Here is a 19274-nt window from a genome sequence, read left to right as displayed (position 1 = left end):
CTCGCCGCGGACCGCGGGGTTACGGTGTTCTCGACATAGCGGGTACCTGGGGCGACACTTGTGCGGCTGCCGGCTCGCAGCAGCTCAGCAGGTCCCCACAAGGAGGGTGTCCACGTGTCCCGCCGCAGAATCGGCTTCTGGTACCGCCTGGCCGCGGTCATCTGCAAACCGCCGCTCCTGGTTCTGTTCAAGCGGGACTGGCGCGGAATGGAGAACATTCCGGCCGACGGTGGATTTATCACCGCCGTCAACCACAACTCGTATCTCGACCCGCTGTCGTACGCGCACTATCAGTACAACACCGGACGCGTTCCCCGTTTTCTCGCCAAGTCCGGACTCTTTCGCAGCGGCTTTGTCGGGCTGATGATGCGCGGTACGGGACAGATCCCCGTGTACCGGGAAACCACCGACGCCGCCAATGCCTTCCGCGCCGCCGTCACCGCCATCGAGAAGGGCGAATGCGTCGCCTTCTATCCCGAGGGCACGCTCACCCGCGATCCGGCGCAGTGGCCCATGCAGGGCAAGACCGGCGCCGCCCGCGTGGCGCTGCTCACGAAGGCGCCGGTCATCCCCGTCGCGCAGTGGGGCGCCAACGAGGCCATGCCGCCGTACGCCAAGGAGAAGAAGGTCCACTTCCTGCCGCGCAAGACGCTGCGGGTGCAGGCGGGGCCGCCGGTCGACCTCAGCGCGTATTACGGCAAGGAGCCCACCGCCGAGGTGCTCCGCGAGGTCACCGAGACGATCATGGGGGCGATCACCGCGCAGCTGGCGGAGGTTCGGGGCGAGACCCCGCCCGCCGAACTGTTCGACCCGCGCCGGGCGCTCGCCCGTGAGCGGCGCGCGGCCCGTGAAGCGGCCCGAGCGGCGGCCGCCGCCGAGCCGGCCCGAAGCACCCAGCAGGCACAGGAGGATGAAGGCAAGTGACGCGCTGCGCCGTCTACGGCACGGGGTCCTGGGGCACCGCATTCGCGATGATCCTCGGTGACGCGGGCTGCGAGGTGACCCTCTGGGGCCGCCGCGCCGCCGTCGCCGACGCGATCAACACGGACCGGACCAACCCCGACTACCTGCCGGGGGTCGAACTGCCCGCGTCCGTGCGGGCCACCACCGACCCCGCCGAGGCCGCCGCGGGCGCCGACTTCACCGTCCTCGCCGTGCCCTCGCAGACGCTGCGCGACAACCTCGCCGCCTGGGCGCCGCTGCTGCCCGCCGACACCGTTCTGGTCTCCCTGATGAAGGGCGTCGAACTGGGCACCGCCAAGCGGATGAGCGAGGTCGTCGAGGAGGTCGCCAAGGTCCCCGCCGAGCGCGTCGCGGTCCTCACCGGCCCCAACCTCGCCAAGGAGATCGCCGCCCGGCAGCCCGCCGCCGCGGTCGTCGCCTGCACCGACGAGGCCGTCGCCCGGCGGCTCCAGACCGCCTGCCACACCCCGTACTTCCGCCCGTACACCAACACCGACGTCGTCGGCTGCGAGCTGGGCGGCGCGGTGAAGAACGTCATCGCGCTCGCCGTCGGCATCGCGGGCGGGATGGGGCTGGGCGACAACGCCAAGGCATCGCTGATCACCCGCGGTCTCGCCGAGACCACCCGCCTCGGTCTCGCCATGGGCGCCGACGCGCACACCTTCGCGGGCCTGGCCGGGATGGGCGACCTCGTCGCCACCTGCTCCTCGCCGCTGTCGCGGAACAACACCTTCGGCACCAACCTCGGCCGCGGGATGAGCCTGGCCGAGACCATCGCGGTGACCAAGCAGACCGCCGAGGGCGTCAAGTCCTGCGAATCCGTACGGGATCTGGCCCGCCGCCACGGCGTCGACATGCCGATCACCGAGACGGTCTTCGACATCGTCCACGAGGGCAAGCCGCCGATGGTCGCCCTCAAGGAGCTGATGGGGCGCAGCGCCAAGTCCGAACGGCACTGACGGCCCCCGCGTGCGGCGCCGGCCCGCCCCGCCTCGCGTGCGGCGCCCGGACACGGCGCCGCGCACGGCCGCCGCCGCGCCGACTCCGTATCGACCAGCAGGTACCCTCAAGCCGATATGAGCAGCCAGACCCCTCCCCACAAGCCCCGCGTCGCCGTCGTGTTCGGTGGCCGCAGCTCCGAGCACGCCATCTCCGTGGTCACCGCGGGAGCCGTCCTGCGCGCCATCGACCGGGAGAAGTACGACGTGCTGCCGATCGGGATCACCACCGACGGCCGTTGGGCGCTGACCAGCGACGACCCGGAGCGGATGGCCATCGCGGACCGCCGGCTGCCGACCGTCGCCGAGCTGACCGAGTCCGGCGAGGGCGCCGTCGTCCTGCCCGTCGACCCGACCAACCGCGAGCTGGTCTACAGCGAACCGGGCTCCGTCCCCAAGGCGCTGGGCGAGGTCGACGTCGTCTTCCCCGTGCTGCACGGCCCCTACGGTGAGGACGGCACCCTCCAGGGTCTGCTGGAACTCTCCGGCGTCCCCTACGTCGGCTGCGGCGTCCTCGCCTCCGCCGTCGGCCAGGACAAGGACTACATGAAGCGGGTATTCACCTCCTTCGGGCTGCCGGTCGGCCCGTACGAGGTCATCCGGCCGCGGGAGTGGGAGCGCAGCCCCGAGGAGGCCCGCAAGCGGATCGTGGACTTCGCCGGCGAGCACGGCTGGCCGCTCTTCGTGAAGCCCGCCCGCGCCGGTTCGTCCATGGGCATCACCAAGGTCGACGGCGTCGACGGGCTGGACGCGGCGATCGAGGAGGCGCGGCGCCACGACCCGAAGGTCATCGTCGAGTCGCTGCTGCGCGGACGCGAGATCGAGTGCGGGGTGCTGGAGTTCGCCGACGGCCCGCGCGCCAGCGTCCCGGCGGAGATCCCGCCGGTCACCGCCCACGACTTCTACGACTTCGAGGCGAAGTACATCGACTCGGCGGCGGGTCTGGTGCCCGCACCGCTCACCGGCGAGGAGACCGCCCGCGTCCAGGAGCTGGCCGTGGCGGCGTTCGAGGCGGCGTCCTGCGAGGGGCTGGTCCGCGCGGACTTCTTCCTCCAGGAGAACGGCGAGTTCGTGATCAACGAGATCAACACGCTCCCCGGCTTCACACCCATCTCGATGTACCCGCGGATGTGGCAGGAGAGCGGTGTGAGCTACCCGGAGCTGATCGACCGGCTCCTGACGGCGGCGCTGACCCGCTCGACCGGCCTGCGCTGACCGCGTCCGGTGCCGGGCCCGCCTGCCGCGGGCCCGGCTCAGACGCCTTCGGGCACGGTCTTCTTCACCGCGGCGGCGAGATCGGTGAGGGCGTTGACCTCGGGGGCGTACGCCGCCGGCACCGTCACCTCGACGTACGCCTTGCGCAGCACCGTCGTGAAGCGGTAGCCCTCGTCGCGCTTCTCCAGGAACCACGAGACGCCGTTGACGTCCACCGCGTCGGCGGCGGGGTTGTAATGTTCACTCCCGGACGTCAACGTGCCCGGCTTGGGTACCCCGCACCGCAGCTGTACGGCGGGGTCGCCCCAGGCGGCGGTGTACTCCGACGCGGGCCCGGTGCTCCTGCGCGCCAGCCCGTCGACGGTGCCCGGCAACTCCGCGTGGAGGGCCCGGCAGTACCCGGCCGCCGCTCCCTCGGGCGCGGGCGGGGTGACCTCGGCCGCGGACGAACAGCCCGCCGCGCAGAGCACGGCGAGCGACGGCAGGACCGGCAACCAGCGGCGAGACGAGATCACCCGGCCGAGCATACGGGGAGCTAGATATGGACGACCGGACAGGTCAGGGTGCGGGTGATCCCCTCCACCCGCTGCACGTTGGCGACGACCATCCGGCCCAGTTCGTCGACCGTGTCCGCCTGCGCGCGGACGACGACGTCGTAGGGACCGGTCACGTCCTCGGCCGTCAGCACACCGGGGATCTGCGCGATCACCTCCGCCACCGCCGAGGCCCGGCCGACCTCGGTCTGGATCAGGATGTACGCCTGTACCACGGGGCCTCCACGGCGGCTTCGAGGATCATGGGGGAAGAAGGGACGCCACGGTACCGCGTCACCGAGCGGAGCGGGGAGATCCGCGCGGTGACGGCCGGTGCGGCGCCCAGGCCAGCGGAGTACGGACCGGCCGTACGCAGGAGAAGGGCGACAGCATGAAGGGCACCGTGGGCGAGCTGGGGGAATTCGGGCTGATCCGGGAGCTGACCTCCCGTATCACCCCCACCCCGGCGGTACGCATCGGTCCGGGTGACGACGCCGCGGTGGTCACCGCGCCGGACCGGAGGGTCGTCGCCAGCACCGACATCCTCCTGGAGGGCCGGCACTTCCGCCGCGACTGGTCCACCGCGTACGACGTCGGGCGGAAGGCCGCGGCCCAGAACCTCGCCGACATCGCCGCGATGGGCGCCGTTCCCACCGCCATCCTGCTGGGCCTGGTCGTTCCCGCGCAGCTCCCCGCCACCTGGCCGACCGAGCTGATGGACGGACTGCACGACGAGTGCCAGGTCGCCGGTGCCGCGGTGGTCGGCGGTGACGTCGTCCGCGGGGACACCATCACCGTCTCCATCACCGCCCTCGGCGATCTGCGCAACGCCGAGCCGGTGACCCGCGGCGGCGCGCAGCCCGGGGACGTCGTCGCGGTGACCGGCTGGCTGGGCTGGTCGGCGGCCGGGTACGCGGTGCTGACCCGCGGGTTCCGTTCGCCGCGGGCCTTCGTCGAGGCACACCGGCGGCCCGAACCGCCCTACCATGCGGGTCCGGCGGCGGCCCGGCTGGGCGCCACCGCCATGACGGACGTCAGTGACGGTCTCGTCGCCGACCTCGGGCACATCGCGGAGGCCAGCAAGGTCCGTATCGACCTCGCCTCCACCAAGATCGATATCCCGACGCAGATGTCCGACATCGGCACCGCCGTCGGCGTCGACCCCATGCAGTGGGTGCTCAACGGCGGTGAGGACCACGCGATCGTCGCGACGTTCCCGCCCGACGTGAAGCTGCCCGCCCGCTGGAAGGTGATCGGCGAGGTCCTGCACCCCGCCGCGCTGCCGCAGGTGACGGTCGACGGCGCGCCCTGGGCGCGGGCCGGCTGGGACCACTTCGGGGACAACGGCGACGCCGGGTCCGCACCCCGGGGCGGCTCCGCGGCGCCCGGGGGCGGCCGGTAGATTCGGCGCCGTGCAGACCCCACCACGTGTGCTGACCGTCGCCGGCTCCGACTCCGGCGGCGGTGCGGGCATCCAGGCCGATCTGAAGACGATGCTGGCGCTGGGCACCCACGGCATGAGCGTGCTCACCGCCGTCACCGCGCAGAACTCCCGCGGTGTCCAGGGCGCCTGGGAGCTGCCCGCCGAGGCGGTACGGGCGCAGTTCCGCAGCGTCGTCGACGACATCGGCGTCCAGGCGGTCAAGACCGGGATGCTCGCCTCGCCGGAGCTGGTGGAGACCGTCGCCGCCCTCCTCGCGGAGCTGACCGTGCCCGTCGTCGTCGACCCCGTGGGCGTCTCCAAGCACGGCGACGCGCTGCTCGCCGCGAGCGCCCTGGACGCGGTCCGCACCAAGCTGCTGCCGACCGCCGCCGTCGCCACGCCCAACCTCGACGAGGTGACGCAGCTGACCGGGCTCCGCACCGCCGACGAGAGCGGGATGCGCCGCGCCGCCGACGCCGTCCTCGCCTTCGGCCCGCGCTGGGCGCTCATCAAGGGCGGCCACCTGCCGGGCACCGCCGACGCCGTCGACCTGCTCACCGACGGTGCCGAGGAACACTGGCTGCGTGCCCCGCGCCACGACAACCGCCACACCCACGGCACCGGTTGCACCCTCGCCTCCGCCGTCGCCGCCCGCCTCGCCCACGGCGACACCGTCCCGCAGGCCGTCACCGCCGCGAAGGAGTACGTCACCGGGGCCCTCGCGGCGGGCTTCCGGCTCGGGAGCGGCATCGGCCCGGTGGACCACGGCTGGCGGTGGCGCGGGGGAGAGTGAGGCGGCGGGGCGGCCGCCCCGTGCGGTGAGTCGGCGTCCGCGCCGCGCGCGCGCGTGCTCGCCCCGTGCGGTGCTCCCGTGCCGGCCTCGCGCCCCGGTCCCGCGCCGCCGCACGGCAGTTCCCCTCACCCCCGGTCCAGCACCTCCCGTACCACCGCCCCCACCTGCTCCGTCTCGGTGAGGAAGCCGTCGTGGCCGGCGGGGGAGTCGAGGATGCGGGGCGGACCGGCGCCGGGGAGGAGGGCCGCCAACTCGGCCTGCTGGGCGGGCGGGTAGAGCCGGTCGGAGGCGATCCCGGCGACCCGTGCGGGCATCCGTGCCCGCGCCAGGGCCGCCGCCGCGCCGCCCCGTCCGCGCCCCACGTCGTGCGCGTTCATCGCCTCGACGAGCGTGACGTAGCTCCCCGCGTCGAACCGCCGCACCAGCTTGTCCGCGTGATGGTCGAGGTACGACTCGACCGCGTACCGCCCGCCGCGCCACGGATCCTCACCGGGCTGCGCGCGCCGCCCGAAGCGGTGCGCCAGCTCCGGTTCACTGCGGTATGTGAGGTGGGCGATCCGCCGGGCGATGCCCAGCCCGCGATGCGGACCAGCGCCGCGCGGGGCGTCGTGGTACCGCCCGCCGCGCCAGCCCGGATCGGCGCGGACCGCGGCCGTCTGCACCGCGCCCCACGCGATCTGCTCCGCCGAAGCCGCCGCCCCGCACGCCAGGACCAGCAGCGCCCCGGTCCGCTCCGGCAGCCCCGCCGCCCACTCCAGGGCCCGCATGCCGCCCATCGAACCGCCGATCACCGCCGCCCACCGCGCGATGCCCAGCGCGTCGGCCAGCCGCGCCTCGGCGGCGACCTGGTCGCGCGGGGTGATCTGCGGGAAGTCGGGCCCCCACCGCCCCGTGCCACCGGGGCGGGGCGACGCCGGACCGGTACTGCCCTGGCAGCCGCCCAGCACGTTGGGCGCCACCACGTACCACCGCCGGGTGTCGAGCGCGGCGCCCGGCCCGACCAGCGCGTCCCACCAGCCCACGGTGGGATGGCCGGGCCCCGCCGGGCCCGCCACATGGCTGTCGCCGGTCAGCGCGTGCAGCACCAGCACCGCGTTCGAGGCGTCCGGGGCGAGCGTGCCCCACGTCTCGTACGCGAGGCGCACGCCCGGCAGTGCGCCGCCGGACTCCAGCGGCAGCGCGCCGGGCAGCGTCACCCACCGGCGGCGGCCCGGCGGATCGCCCTCCCGCCACGCCCCGGAGGCGGGCGGGAGGGCACGGCCCGGCGCGCCGCGGCTCAGGACGCCGCCTTCGCGGCCCGGAACCCCGCCTCCAGATCGGCCCGCAGATCCTCCAGGCTCTCCAGCCCCACGGAGAGCCGCACCAGACCGGGCGCCGCGCCCGCCGCCGCCAACTGCTCCTCGTCGAGCTGACTGTGGGTGGTGGACGCCGGATGGATGATCAGGCTCCGTACGTCACCGATGTTCGCGAGGTGGCTGAAGAGCCGCACCGCGTCGACGAACTTCTTGCCCGCCTCGACACCGTCACGCAGCTCGAACGAGAGCACCGCGCCCGCCCCGCGCGGCAGATACGTCCGCCCCGCCTCGTACCAGCGGTTGGACGCCAGCCCCGGGTAGTGCACCGCCGCCACCTCGTCGCGCCCCTCCAGCCATTCGGCGAGCGCCTGCGCGTTCGCGGTGTGCCGCTCCAGGCGGAGGCTGAGCGTCTCGATGCCCTGGAGCAGCAGGAACGCGGAGTGCGGCGCGATGGCCGGACCGATGTCGCGCAGCAGCTGCACCCGCAGCTTCACGGCGAACGCGCCGGGGCCCAGGTCCGGCCAGTAGCGCAGCCCGTGGTAGCTCGGGTCGGGGGTGTGGAAGGACGCGAACCGCTCGGCGTGCGCCCCGAAGTCGAAGGTGCCCGCGTCGACCACCACCCCGCCCAGCGTGGTGCCGTGCCCGCCGAGGAACTTCGTCGCCGAGTGCACCACCACGTCCGCGCCGTGCTCGATGGGCCGCAGCAGATACGGCGTCGGCACCGTGTTGTCGACGATCAGCGGTACGCCCGCCCCGTGCGCCGCGTCCGCGACCGCCCGGATGTCGAGGACGTTGCCCCGGGGATTGCCCAGCGTCTCCGCGAAGAACGCCTTCGTCGTGGGACGCACGGCCGCCTCCCAGTCGGCGACGGAGTCCGGATCGTCGACGAACGACACCTCCACACCCAGCCGCGGCAGCGTGTGCCGCAAGAGGTTGTACGTCCCGCCGTACAGCGACGACGAGGCCACGATGTGATCACCGGCGCCCGCCAGCGTCAGCAGCGCCAGCGTCTCCGCCGCCTGCCCGGAGGCGAGCGCGACGGCCGCGACACCGCCCTCCAGCGCGGCGACCCGCTGCTCCAGGGCGTCCTGGGTGGGGTTGTGGATCCGGGTGTAGATGTTGCCGGGCTCGGCGAGCGAGAAGAGGTCCGCGGCGTGCCGGGTGTCCCGGAAGGCGAAGGACGTCGTCTGGTAGATCGGCACCGCGCGGGCCCCGGTGGCGGGATCGGGCGCCGTGCCCGCGTGGATCTGCCGGGTCTCGAAGGACCACGCGGCGGACGGGTCCTCGGCCGCGGCACGGTCGTCGGTGGGGTGTCCTGCGGTGACGGAGTCGACGGGCTGGCTCATGAAACGGTCCTCGCACGGTGGGTGACGGACGGACCCGGCAGGGGAGTGCCGCGTCCGGGACCCGGACACTAGGGGCGGCGAGGAGCGCCCCGGAAGCGGTACCGCCACCCGGCCACGGAACCGCAACGACCGCGCAACGCACCGCGCCCGCCCGTAACGGACGGCAACACCTCGCCCATGACGCGGCAACAGTGCGCCCCGCGCGCGGGGCGGCGGGCCCGGCACCGCGCACCCGCCCGCACGGGGCGGTCCGCACGGTGCGCCCCGCCGCCCCGTACGGCAACGGCAAGAAGCCGGCCCACCTTTCGGTGGACCGGCTTCTCGTCAAGCAACCGGCTCGGCTGCGCTACGGCGAAGACGTCAGCGCGAGACCTTGCCGGCCTTGATGCACGAGGTGCAGACGTTGAGCCGCTTCGGCGTACGCTCGACCACGGCACGAACCGTCTGGATGTTGGGGTTCCAACGACGGTTGGTACGGCGGTGCGAGTGAGAGACACTCTTGCCGAAGCCCGGCCCCTTGCCGCAGACGTCGCAGTTGGCAGCCACGGGTCACTCCAAAGACTTCAGATGCACTTACGGTGAATCCTGACGGGCCGAGTGCATTGACCGACCGGCGTCGCCAGGAGAGGAATGGCCCGATTCGCACCGGGCAACCGGAGCAGCATACAACGGCCGCGTCCGTAGAACGAAACTACCATGCGCGCTCCGGCCCCCGCCCCGGGCTCCCGGTGTGACCGCGGCTACTGTGCGGTCATCCCGTGCATCCAGGAGGACGCTGTGCCGCACCCGCTCGACGCCGCCGCGATCCGCACCTGGTGCGGGCTGGCGCTGGAGGCGCTGGGCCGGGAACGCGCCCGGATCGACGCGATCAACGTCTATCCCGTGGCCGACGGCGACACCGGCACCAACCTCTATCTCACCCTCGAATCCGCCGCCCGCGCCGTCGAGGCGGCCTTCGACGGGCACGCCGCCGCGGGCACCGAGCCCTGCCTCGCCGACGCCGCCGGAGCCATGGCCCACGGTGCCCTCATCGGGGCGCGCGGCAACTCCGGCACCATCCTCGCCCAGCTGCTGCGCGGCATGACCGAGGTCCTCGCCGCACCGCCGGTGCCCGGCACGGGACCGGACGCCGCGGACGCCGCCGGTGCCCGCGGTCCGGACACTGAGCGGCCCGGCGACTGCCCGCCCGCCGCCCTGGGACGGGCGCTGCACCGCGCCGCGGCCGCCGCCCGGGAGGCCGTCGCGCACCCCGTGGAGGGCACCGTGCTGACGGTAGCCGCCGGTGCCGCCGACGCCGCGGTGGCCGCCGCTCCCACCGCGCCGCACTCCGCGGCGGTGGCGCGCGCCGCCCACGACGCCGCCCGCGCCGCCCTCCGCGCCACCCCGGGGCAGCTCGCCGCCCTGGGCCGGGCCGGGGTGGTGGACGCCGGCGGCTGCGGGCTGGTCGCCCTGCTGGGGGCGCTCGCGGACGCCCTGTCCGGCGAGGTCACCGCCGCGCCCGTCGCCGTACGGGCGGACGCCCCGCTCCCGGAGGCCGCGGGCCCCGCCGCCGTCACCGGGGCCGCCCCGGAGACCTGCCCGCCCGGGGAGGCGACGGGCCCCGCCTTCGAGGTGATCTACCTCCTGGAGGCCGACGACACCGCCGTGGCGCGGCTGCGCGCCCGCCTCGACGCGCTCGGCGACTCCCTCGTCGTGGTCGGCGGCGACGGCCTGTTCCACGTCCACGTCCACGTCGACGACGCGGGCGCCGCCGTCGAGGCGGGCATCGAGGCGGGCCGCCCGTACCGCATCCGCATCACGCACTTCGACGGCGCCGCGCACACCGCGCGCCCCGTGCCGGAACCGGCCGCACGGGGCGTCGTCGCCGTCGTCCCGGGGGAGGGGCTGGCCGCGCTGTGCGAGGAGGCCGGCGCGACCGCGGTGCGGGTGCGCCCCGGGGAGCCGCCCGCCTCCGGGGAGCTGGTCCAGGCGATCCGGCAGGCCCGCGCCCGCGAGGTGCTGCTGCTGCCGAACGATCCCGAGCTGCGCCACACCGCCGCCGCGGCGGCCGAGACCGCCCGTACCGAGGGCATCCGGGTCGCGCTCATCCCCACCCGCGCCGCCGTACAGGGCCTCGCGGCGCTCGCCGTCCACGAGCCCGACCGCAGTTTCGACGAGGACGCCGTCGCCATGACCTCGGCCGCCGGCGCCACCCGCTACGCCGAACTGACCGTCGCCGAACGCCAGGCGTGGACGATGGCGGGCGTCTGCCAGCAGGGCGACGTCCTCGGGCTGATCGACGGCGACGTCGCGGTCATCGGCACCGACCTGGCGGACACCGCCCTCACCGTCCTCGACCGGATGCTCTCGGCCGGCGGCGAACTCGTCACCCTGGTCCGCGGCGCCCGCGCCCCCGACGGCCTCGCCGAACGCCTGGAGGCCCACGTCCGCGAACGCTTCCTCGCCGTCGACACCGTCGTGTACGAGGGCGGCCACCACGCGGCGCCGTTGCTGATCGGGGTCGAGTAGCGGCGCGGGGCCCGCACGGGGCCGTGCGCGGGGCCGACGCGTACGGGTCTGCGCGTACGGACGGGAGCCCGCGTCCGGGGCGCACGGGCCGGACACCTGCTTCCGGGCGTACGGGGCCGGGTGCCCGCTCTTCCGGCCCCACCACGCAGGGCCGCGCTCCGTACGGCCGGGCCCCGCCCCGGCTCCGGCCCGGCTCGTCGCGGCTCCCGGGCCCGTACGGAGCCCCGTGTCGCCCGGTCCCGGCCGCTCTCCCCGCCCGGCGGGCGGCCGCGTTGTCAGTGCCATGGTGTGCAATGGGTGCGTGGCCGCGCTCGACGAACCCCTGAAGAAGACCCTCGGTGGCACCACCGCGAAGGTGCTCGCCGACCACCTCGGCCTGCACACGGTCGGCGACCTGCTGCACCACTACCCGCGCCGGTACGCCGAGCGCGGTGAGCTGACCCGCCTCGCCGATCTCCCGCTCGACGAGCACGTCACCGTCGTCGCCCAGGTCGCCGACGCCCGCGTCCTGCGGTTCAACGGCGGCCGCGGCCAGCGCCTGGAGGTCACCCTCACCGACGGCGGCGGCCGCCTCCAGCTGGTCTTCTTCGGCAAGGGCATCCACAAGCCGCACAAGGACCTGGTGCCGGGCCGCCGCGCGATGTTCGCCGGCAAGGTCTCCGTCTTCAACCGCAAGCTCCAGCTCGCCCACCCCGAGTACGCCCTCCTCGACCAGGAGTCCGGCAGCGAGGCGGTCGACGCCTTCGCCGGTGCGCTGATGCCGATCTACCCGGCCTGCCAGCAGATGGCGTCCTGGAAGCTCGCCAAGGCCGTCGACGCCGTACTGCCCCGTGCCCGGGAGGCCGTCGACCCGCTGCCGGAGGCGCTGCGGGAGGGCCGCGGGCTGGTGGAGCTGCCCGAGGCGCTGGAGAAGATCCACCGCCCGCGCACCAAGGCCGACATCGCCGGTGCCCGCGCCCGGCTGAAGTGGGACGAGGCGTTCGTCCTCCAGGTCGCGCTGGCCCGCCGCCGCTTCGCCGAGACCCAACTCCCGGCCGTACCCCGCCCGTTGACCGAGGGCGGAATCCTCGACGCGTTCGACGCCGGGCTGCCGTTCACCCTCACCGAGGGGCAGCGGAAGGTCAGCGAGGAGATCTTCACCGACCTCGCCACCGACCACCCCATGCACCGCCTCCTCCAGGGCGAGGTCGGCTCCGGCAAGACGATGGTGGCGCTGCGCGCGATGCTCGCCGTCGTCGACAGCGGGGGACAGGCGGCGATGCTCGCCCCCACCGAGGTCCTCGCCCAGCAGCACCACCGCTCCATCACGGAGATGATGGGGGAGCTGGCCGAGGGCGGGATGCTCGGCGGGGCGGAGCACGGCACCAAGGTGGTGCTGCTGACGGGCTCCATGGGCGTCGCCGCCCGCCGTCAGGCGCTCCTCGACCTCGTCACCGGCGAGGCGGGCATCGTCATCGGCACCCACGCCCTGATCGAGGACAAGGTGCAGTTCCACGACCTCGGGCTGGTCGTCGTCGACGAACAGCACCGCTTCGGTGTCGAGCAGCGCGACGCCCTGCGCGGCAAGGGCCACTCCCGGGGCGAGAAGCGGACCCCGCACCTGCTGGTGATGACCGCCACCCCCATTCCGCGCACCGTCGCCATGACCGTCTTCGGCGACCTGGAGACCTCCGTCCTCGACCAGCTCCCCGCCGGGCGCTCACCCATCGCCACCCACGTCGTCCCCGCCAAGGACAAGCCGCATTTCCTCGCCCGTGCCTGGGAGCGGGTCCGCGAGGAGGTCGCCGCGGGCCACCAGGGCTACGTCGTCTGCCCCCGCATCGGCGACGAGGAGGACGCCCCCGCGGCGGGCAAGGGCCGCAAGGGCGGCGCGGAGGACGGCCCGCCGCCCGAGGACACCGAGGAGAAGCGGCCGCCGCTCGCGGTGCTCGACCTCGTCCGGCAGCTCACCGCCGGACCGCTCGCCGGGCTGCGGGTGGCCGCCCTGCACGGCCGGATGCCGCCCGAGGACAAGGACGCCGTCATGCGCCGCTTCGCCGCCGGCGAGCTGGACGTCCTGGTCGCCACCACCGTCATCGAGGTCGGCGTCAACGTCCCCAACGCCACCGCCATGGTGATCATGGACGCCGACCGCTTCGGCGTCTCCCAGCTCCACCAGCTGCGCGGCCGCGTCGGCCGGGGCGCCGCCCCCGGACTCTGCCTGCTGGTCAGCGAGATGCCCGAGGCCAGCCCCGCGCGCGCCCGCCTCGCCGCCGTCGCCGCCACCCTCGACGGTTTCGAACTCTCCCGTATCGACCTCGAACAGCGCCGCGAGGGCGACGTCCTCGGCCAGGCCCAGTCCGGCGTCCGCTCCTCCCTGCGGATGCTCGCCGTCATCGAGGACGAGGAGGTCATCGCCGCCGCCCGCGAGGAGGCCACCGCCGTCGTCACCGCCGACCCCTCCCTCGACGCCTACCCCGAACTGCGCACCGCCCTCGCCGCCCTGCTGGACGAGGAGCGCGAGGAGTACCTCGACAAGGGGTGACGACGGGGGCCGGAGTGCTGGGCGGCGCCGCGTGACCGGCCCGGCGGACGGCCACGGCCGTGTACGGCCGGCGCGCCCGCGCGACCGGCCCGGCCCACCGGACGGGGCCCGGCCCACCGGACGGGGCCCGGCCCCGCGCCCCGCCGAGGATTCCGGCGTCCCGGTCGGCGAACGCCCCGTCCGGCCCGCCGAAGACGCCGCTCCCGGCACGGCGCACGAAGGTGAAGTCCTTCGGCCACCGAAGACGGTCCTCCACCTGCCCGGCCCCGCCCCACACCGGGCCCGCCCCACGCCGGCCCCGCGTGACAAGCCTCACCCTCACCCGGCGCCCCGCGACCCGCCGCGCGCCGCCCTGCGCCCGGCCGGAATATCGTGGAGGCCACGGCGCCCCACCCCGGCCGCCGTCTCCCCCAACCGAACCCGCACCACGTAAGGACGGGCCCATGACCCGCGTGATCGCCGGTACGGCCGGCGGCCGCCGCCTGGCCGTACCCCCCGGCAACGGCACCCGCCCGACCTCCGACCGCGCGCGCGAGGGCCTCTTCTCCACCTGGGAGTCGCTGGACGGCCCGCTGACCGGCGCCCGGGTCCTCGACCTCTACGCCGGCTCCGGCGCGGTCGGCCTGGAGGCGCTCTCCCGGGGCGCCGCCCACGTCCTGCTCGTCGAGGCCGACGCCCGCGCCGCCCGCACCGTCCGCGAGAACGTCAAGGCCGTCGGCCTGCCCGGCGCCGAGATCCGCACCGGCCGCGCCGAACAGACCGCCGCCGACGCCCCGCCCGGCGCCCCGTACGACGTCCTCTTCCTCGACCCGCCCTACGCCGTCACCGACGACGACCTGCGGGAGATCCTCCTCACACTCCGCGGTGCGGGCTGGTGCGCGCCGGACGCACTCGTCACGGTGGAACGGAGTACCCGAGGCGGCGCGTTCTCCTGGCCGGACGGTTTCGCGGCGATCAAGGCCCGCCGCTACGGCGAGGGGACGCTTTGGTACGGTCGCGCCGCTTCGACGTCCCCCGACGAGACGTCGGAACGCGTGTCATGAACGCATCGGAGAGCGAGGAACCAGAGTTGCGCCGCGCCGTCTGTCCGGGGTCCTTCGACCCCATCACCAATGGGCATCTGGACATCATCGCCCGTGCCTCCAAGCTGTACGACGTCGTCCACGTCGCCGTGATGATCAACCAGTCCAAGCAGGGACTCTTCACGGTCGACGAACGCATCGACCTGATCCGCCGGGCCACCGCCGAGTACGGCAACGTCGAGGTCGAGGCGTTCCACGGACTGCTCGTCGACTTCTGCAAGCAGCGCGACATCCCCGCGATCGTCAAGGGCCTGCGCGCCGTCAGCGACTTCGACTACGAACTCCAGATGGCCCAGATGAACAACGGGCTGTCCGGCGTGGAGACGCTCTTCGTCCCCACCAACCCCACCTACAGCTTCCTCTCCTCCAGCCTGGTCAAGGAGGTCGCGGCGTGGGGCGGCGACGTCGGCCACCTCGTCCCGCCGTTCGTCCTGGAGGCGCTCACCGAGCGGCTGCGGCAGCGCTGAGCCACGCCCCGGCGCGCCGGCCGGGCGCCACCACCTGCTGACGTACCGTCAGCAGGTGTCGGAGCGAGGCCGGGTGGCCGTACAGTCGGGGCGTTCCCTCGTTCCATCCCTTCAGAGAGTGGCGAGTCCAACGTGGACGTGCAGAAGAAGCTCGACGAGATCGTCGACAACATCGGCAGCGCCCGTTCCGTGCCCATGTCGGCGTCGTGTGTGGTCAACCGGGCCGAACTGCTCGCCATGCTGGAGGAGGTGCGCGCGGCGCTGCCCGGCTCGCTGGCCCAGGCGCAGGAACTGCTCGGCGGCCGCGAGCGGATGGTCGAGGAGGCCCGCGCCGAGGCGGAACGGATCATCGAGTCCGCCCACGCCCACCGCGGTTCGCTGATCTCCGACACCGAGGTCGCCCGCCGGTCCCAGGACGAGGCGGACCGCATCCTCGCCGAGGCACGCCGCGAGGCCGAGGAGATCCGCGCCGAGGCCGACGACTACGTCGACAGCAAACTCGCCAACTTCGAGGTCGTCCTCACCAAGACCATCGGCTCCGTCGACCGCGGCCGGGAGAAACTGCTCGGCCGCGGCCCCGGCCTCGACGAGCAGGGCTACGCCGACGCGGAGGCCCCGGAGCGCAGCAGCGACCCGGCGACCCTCACCGAACGCGCCGACGCCTACGTCGACGCCAAGTTCGGCGCCTTCCAGGCGGTGCTGACCAAAACCCTCGAAGCGGTCGGCCGCGGCCGCGACAAGCTCCAGGGCGCCCGCGCCGTCGACGAACTGGGCGCCCACCTCGCCGCCCAGGGCGACGAGCGGGCCGGCGGCCACCAGGCCGACGCGGAGTACCTCGCCGGCCTCGCCGACGACGCCCCGCAGCAGCCCGCAGCCCCGTCCGAGCCCGCCCCCCAGCCGCTCCGGGCCGCCGCCGGGGCCCCGGGGTACACCCAGCCCGGCTACTACCCGGATCAGGGCTACGCCGCAGGTCAGGGCGGGTACGCCTACGGGCAGCAGCAGTACGCCCAGCAGCCGGACCCGTACGGCTACGGCTGGCAGCAGCAGTCCGCCGGGCAGGTCCCGCAGCAGGGCTACGCCCCGCAGGCGGGCTACGCGGCCCCGCAGCAGACGCCCCAGCAGCCGCCCGCGCAGCCCGGCGCCCTGGACGAGACCAGCCTCTTCGACACCAGCATGATCAACCTCGACCAGCTCCGGCAGTACGAGGAGGGCCGCCCCTAGGGGCCACGGCCCCGGACCGGCCCGGATTGGGCCTATCCGGGCCGGTCCAGTATCCTGGCTGTTCGGTCGCGTGTACGTCCGCGATCCCGGCTGCCCGTTTCCGCCCCCGCCCCTCTCCCGGGTCCGGTGGCCGGAAAGACCGAGCGCCGGACCCCCGGTACAGAAAGCAGGAAAGCCATCAACGCCCGCCTCGACCACCGTTCCCCGCTCGTGTTCGACACGCGCGAGCTGGGCCGTCGTCCCGGCGCGCTCCAGCGGCTCTCCCGCACCGTCGAGGCCCCCCGGGACCTCGGCAACGAGGTGATCGGCGTGCCCGAGGGTGCCCCGATCGCACTCGACCTCCGCCTGGAATCGGTCATGGACGGGGTGCTTGTCACAGGTACCGCCCGTGCAACCGTGAAGGGGGAGTGCGTAAGGTGTCTGGAGCCGCTGGAGCGTGAGCTCGCAGCGGACTTCCAGGAGCTGTTCGCCTACCCCGACGCCGACGCCCGGACCCGCCCCGCGGAATCCGGCGACGACGCCGAGGACGAGGAGGACACACTCTTCGTCGAGGACGACCTGTTCGACCTCGAACCCGTGCTGCGGGACGCGGTGGTGCTCGCACTGCCGCTGCAGCCGGTGTGCCGGGAAGACTGCCCGGGTCTGTGTTCCGATTGCGGAGCGCGGCTCGCGGACGACCCGGACCACCACCACGACGCCGTCGACATCCGTTGGGCGGCACTGCAGGGACTCGTCGGGACCGACCAGGACGGCGAGAAGGACAAGTTGAGCGGCGACGCGCCTCGATCAGCGCACGTCGACGAGAAGCAGGAGAAGTAGCCGTGGCTGTTCCGAAGCGGAAGATGTCGCGCAGCAACACGCGCCACCGCCGGTCGCAGTGGAAGGCTGCGGTCCCCACCCTGGTGGCGTGCGAGCGCTGCCACGAGCCGAAGCAGCAGCACATCGCGTGCCAGAGCTGCGGCACCTACAACAAGCGCCAGGTCCTCGAGGTCTGAGCGGCTGGTGACAGGCACTGTGTCTAGCCCCAAGAAGGCGCAAGACGCCCGCCCCTCGGCCCGCACCCGCGGCGAGGAGCAGGCACCGGCGGACACGGCCTCGTCCCACACGATTCTGGAAGGGCGGCTCGGGTACCACCTTGAGTCCGCCCTTCTGGTACGTGCGCTGACGCACCGTTCCTACGCGTACGAGAACGGCGGTCTGCCCACCAACGAGCGGCTGGAGTTCCTCGGGGACTCCGTGCTCGGCCTGGTGGTCACGGACACGCTGTACCGCATCCACCCCGACCTCCCGGAAGGCCAGCTGGCCAAGCTCCGGGCCGCGGTGGTCAACTCGCGCGCGCTCGCCGAGGTGGGCCGCGGCCTCGACCTCGGCGCCTTCATCCGCCTCGGACGGGGCGAAGAAGGCACGGGCGGCCGGGACAAGGCGTCCATCCTCGCCGACACCCTCGAAGCGGTGATCGGCGCGGTCTATCTCGACCAGGGCCTCGACGCGGCCGGCGAGCTGGTACACCGGCTCTTCGACCCGCTCATCGAGAAGTCCTCCAGCCTCGGCGCCGGCCTGGACTGGAAGACGAGCCTCCAGGAACTCACCGCGACCGAAGGTCTCGGCGTCCCGGAGTACCTGGTCACCGAGGCCGGACCGGACCACGAGAAGACGTTCACGGCTGCCGCCCGCGTCGGTGGTGTCTCGTACGGCACCGGCACCGGCCGCAGCAAGAAGGAAGCCGAACAACAGGCGGCGGAATCCGCGTGGCGCGCCATCCGCGCCGCGGCGGACGAGCGCGCCAAGGCCGGGACGGACGGCCCGGCCGCCGAGCCTGCCACGGCTTCCGGCGACTCCTCGACGCCGGCCGGCTGAACCACCCCTTCTGACCCCGCCGGGCGACACCGCCCGACGGGGTCAGAAGTCTTTTCCGAGCCCTGCCGAAGAACCGTGAGGAGAGCCGCGGTGCCCGAACTGCCCGAGGTCGAGGTCGTCCGCCGAGGACTGGAGCGCTGGGTCAGCGGCCGGACCGTCGACACGGTCGAGGTGCTGCACCCGCGGTCGATCCGCCGCCACACCGCGGGCGCCGCCGACTTCGCCGCCCGGCTGACCGGACTGCGCATCGGCGCGGCACGGCGCCGCGGCAAGTACCTCTGGCTGCCGGTGTCCGGCGGCGGCCCCGCCGCGCAGAGCGCCGCCGAGGGCATCGCACCGCAGGTCACCACCGATGTCACCCACGGCCTCGCGGTCCTCGCCCACCTCGGGATGAGCGGGCAGCTGCTGGTGCAGCCGCAGGACGCGCCGGACGAGAAGCACCTGCGCATCCGGATCCGCTTCGACGACTCGGTGAGCCCGCCGCCCGCCGGCGCCGCCGGTACCGAACTCCGCTTCGTCGACCAGCGGACCTTCGGCGGCCTCTCGCTGCACGACACCGTGCCCGGCGATGCCGACCAGCTCCCGGACGCCATCGCGCACATCGCCCGCGACCCGCTCGATCCGGCCTTCGACGACGCCGCCTTCCACGACGCGCTGCGCCGCCGCCGCACCACCGTCAAACGCGCCCTGCTCGACCAGTCCCTGATCAGCGGCGTCGGCAACATCTACGCCGACGAGGCGCTCTGGCGCGCCCGCCTGCACTACGAGCGCCCCACCGCCACCCTCACCCGCCCCCGCACCGCCGAACTCCTCGGCCACGTACGGGAGGTGATGTCCGCCGCCCTCGCCGTCGGCGGCACCAGCTTCGACAGCCTCTACGTCAACGTCAACGGCGAGTCCGGCTACTTCGAGCGGTCCCTCGACGCGTACGGGCGGGAGGACGAGCCGTGCCGCCGGTGCGGCACCCCGATCCGCCGCCGGCCGTGGATGAACCGCTCCAGCTACTTCTGCCCGCGCTGCCAGCGGCCGCCGCGGCCCTGAGGCGCCGG

The 19274-nt window shown here is 74.0% G+C and carries 19 protein-coding genes; 14 read left to right on the top strand and 5 right to left on the bottom strand.

Going from position 1 to position 19274, the window contains the following annotated elements; all coding sequences use genetic code 11:
- Positions 1-114: 114 nt before the first annotated feature.
- From ACZ4M8_RS05955 to ACZ4M8_RS05945, 3 genes are all read left to right on the top strand, one after another.
- Positions 115-924: a lysophospholipid acyltransferase family protein gene (locus tag ACZ4M8_RS05955; protein ID WP_467603703.1), complete on the top strand. Its 810-nt coding sequence runs from the start codon at positions 115-117 to the stop codon at positions 922-924.
- A complete protein-coding gene (locus tag ACZ4M8_RS05950) occupies positions 921-1922 on the top strand; it encodes an NAD(P)H-dependent glycerol-3-phosphate dehydrogenase (RefSeq protein WP_467603700.1) in 1002 nt (333 codons plus the stop codon). Before ACZ4M8_RS05955 ends, ACZ4M8_RS05950 begins: the two co-directional genes overlap by 4 nt.
- Before the next feature lie 117 nt (positions 1923-2039).
- The gene (locus ACZ4M8_RS05945; RefSeq protein ID WP_467603698.1) at positions 2040-3176 is read left to right on the top strand and encodes a D-alanine--D-alanine ligase family protein; all 1137 of its coding nucleotides are present in this window, start codon (positions 2040-2042) and stop codon (positions 3174-3176) included.
- A 38-nt stretch (positions 3177-3214) separates the two neighbouring features.
- Here the strand turns inward: ACZ4M8_RS05945 and ACZ4M8_RS05940 are convergent, their stop codons facing one another.
- Together ACZ4M8_RS05940 and ACZ4M8_RS05935 are read right to left on the bottom strand one after the other, a co-directional pair.
- Entirely contained in the window at positions 3215-3703 is a 489-nt protein-coding gene (locus ACZ4M8_RS05940; RefSeq protein ID WP_467603696.1) for a DUF3515 domain-containing protein, read from the bottom strand.
- 8 nt (positions 3704-3711) lie between these two features.
- Positions 3712-3945: an Lrp/AsnC ligand binding domain-containing protein gene (locus tag ACZ4M8_RS05935; protein WP_399085295.1), complete on the bottom strand. Its 234-nt coding sequence runs from the start codon at positions 3943-3945 to the stop codon at positions 3712-3714.
- A gap of 155 nt (positions 3946-4100) precedes the next feature.
- On the opposite strand from ACZ4M8_RS05935, the gene ACZ4M8_RS05930 reads away from it, so the two are divergent.
- Together ACZ4M8_RS05930 and thiD are read left to right on the top strand one after the other, a co-directional pair.
- A complete protein-coding gene (locus ACZ4M8_RS05930) occupies positions 4101-5111 on the top strand; it encodes a thiamine-phosphate kinase (RefSeq protein ID WP_467603694.1) in 1011 nt (336 codons plus the stop codon).
- A gap of 10 nt (positions 5112-5121) precedes the next feature.
- Positions 5122-5925 carry a bifunctional hydroxymethylpyrimidine kinase/phosphomethylpyrimidine kinase gene (gene thiD / locus ACZ4M8_RS05925; protein WP_467603693.1) on the top strand — a complete coding sequence of 268 codons (804 nt, stop codon included), beginning with the start codon at positions 5122-5124 and terminating at the stop codon, positions 5923-5925.
- A gap of 125 nt (positions 5926-6050) precedes the next feature.
- Here the strand turns inward: thiD and metX are convergent, their stop codons facing one another.
- The 3 genes from metX to rpmB form a co-directional block, all read right to left on the bottom strand.
- Positions 6051-7205: a homoserine O-acetyltransferase MetX gene (gene metX / locus ACZ4M8_RS05920; RefSeq protein WP_467605261.1), complete on the bottom strand. Its 1155-nt coding sequence runs from the start codon at positions 7203-7205 to the stop codon at positions 6051-6053.
- Entirely contained in the window at positions 7202-8566 is a 1365-nt protein-coding gene (locus ACZ4M8_RS05915; RefSeq protein ID WP_467603691.1) for a bifunctional o-acetylhomoserine/o-acetylserine sulfhydrylase, read from the bottom strand. Before ACZ4M8_RS05915 ends, metX begins: the two co-directional genes overlap by 4 nt.
- 360 nt (positions 8567-8926) lie before the next feature.
- The gene (gene rpmB / locus ACZ4M8_RS05910) at positions 8927-9112 is read right to left on the bottom strand and encodes a 50S ribosomal protein L28 (RefSeq protein ID WP_030287328.1); all 186 of its coding nucleotides are present in this window, start codon (positions 9110-9112) and stop codon (positions 8927-8929) included.
- Between the two features lie 231 nt (positions 9113-9343).
- Here rpmB and ACZ4M8_RS05905 point away from each other — a divergent pair, with 231 nt between their 5' ends.
- From ACZ4M8_RS05905 to mutM, 9 genes are all read left to right on the top strand, one after another.
- Positions 9344-11074, top strand: coding sequence for a DAK2 domain-containing protein (locus tag ACZ4M8_RS05905; RefSeq protein WP_467603690.1), 1731 nt, complete (start codon positions 9344-9346; stop codon positions 11072-11074).
- Between the two features lie 283 nt (positions 11075-11357).
- On the top strand, positions 11358-13598 hold the full coding sequence (recG, locus tag ACZ4M8_RS05900) for an ATP-dependent DNA helicase RecG (RefSeq protein WP_467603688.1): 2241 nt from the start codon (positions 11358-11360) through the stop codon (positions 13596-13598).
- A gap of 443 nt (positions 13599-14041) precedes the next feature.
- Positions 14042-14641: a 16S rRNA (guanine(966)-N(2))-methyltransferase RsmD gene (rsmD, locus tag ACZ4M8_RS05895; protein ID WP_467603685.1), complete on the top strand. Its 600-nt coding sequence runs from the start codon at positions 14042-14044 to the stop codon at positions 14639-14641.
- A gap of 26 nt (positions 14642-14667) precedes the next feature.
- Complete coding sequence (gene coaD, locus ACZ4M8_RS05890; RefSeq protein ID WP_285229398.1) at positions 14668-15147, top strand: pantetheine-phosphate adenylyltransferase; 480 nt, start codon at positions 14668-14670, stop codon at positions 15145-15147.
- 132 nt (positions 15148-15279) lie between these two features.
- The gene (locus tag ACZ4M8_RS05885; RefSeq protein WP_467603683.1) at positions 15280-16368 is read left to right on the top strand and encodes an ATP synthase F0 subunit B; all 1089 of its coding nucleotides are present in this window, start codon (positions 15280-15282) and stop codon (positions 16366-16368) included.
- A 177-nt stretch (positions 16369-16545) separates the two neighbouring features.
- Positions 16546-17187 carry a YceD family protein gene (locus tag ACZ4M8_RS05880; RefSeq protein ID WP_467605258.1) on the top strand — a complete coding sequence of 214 codons (642 nt, stop codon included), beginning with the start codon at positions 16546-16548 and terminating at the stop codon, positions 17185-17187.
- Positions 17188-17189: 2 nt separating this feature from the next.
- A complete protein-coding gene (gene rpmF / locus ACZ4M8_RS05875; protein WP_030287342.1) occupies positions 17190-17363 on the top strand; it encodes a 50S ribosomal protein L32 in 174 nt (57 codons plus the stop codon).
- Positions 17364-17370: 7 nt separating this feature from the next.
- Positions 17371-18225 carry a ribonuclease III gene (gene rnc, locus ACZ4M8_RS05870; protein ID WP_467603681.1) on the top strand — a complete coding sequence of 285 codons (855 nt, stop codon included), beginning with the start codon at positions 17371-17373 and terminating at the stop codon, positions 18223-18225.
- Between the two features lie 90 nt (positions 18226-18315).
- Entirely contained in the window at positions 18316-19266 is a 951-nt protein-coding gene (gene mutM, locus ACZ4M8_RS05865) for a bifunctional DNA-formamidopyrimidine glycosylase/DNA-(apurinic or apyrimidinic site) lyase (RefSeq protein ID WP_467603678.1), read from the top strand.
- Positions 19267-19274 lie beyond the last annotated feature (8 nt).

The organism is Streptomyces sp. NPDC027185 (genome assembly GCF_055567035.1).
The sequence above is the reverse complement of the archived record's forward strand: the minus strand, read 5'-3'. Positions and strand labels throughout refer to the sequence as shown.

What these genes read in the sequence shown, in the direction of transcription:
- ACZ4M8_RS05945 (WP_467603698.1), top strand. Translation starts at nt 2,040, where the DNA reads ATGAGCAGCCAGACCCCTCCCCACAAGCCCCGCGTCGCCGTCGTGTTC.
- ACZ4M8_RS05940 (WP_467603696.1), bottom strand. Translation starts at nt 3,703, where the DNA reads ATGCTCGGCCGGGTGATCTCGTCTCGCCGCTGGTTGCCGGTCCTGCCG.
- ACZ4M8_RS05930 (WP_467603694.1), top strand. Translation starts at nt 4,101, where the DNA reads ATGAAGGGCACCGTGGGCGAGCTGGGGGAATTCGGGCTGATCCGGGAG.
- ACZ4M8_RS05915 (WP_467603691.1), bottom strand. Translation starts at nt 8,566, where the DNA reads ATGAGCCAGCCCGTCGACTCCGTCACCGCAGGACACCCCACCGACGAC.
- recG (WP_467603688.1), top strand. Translation starts at nt 11,358, where the DNA reads ATGGTGTGCAATGGGTGCGTGGCCGCGCTCGACGAACCCCTGAAGAAG.
- rsmD (WP_467603685.1), top strand. Translation starts at nt 14,042, where the DNA reads ATGACCCGCGTGATCGCCGGTACGGCCGGCGGCCGCCGCCTGGCCGTA.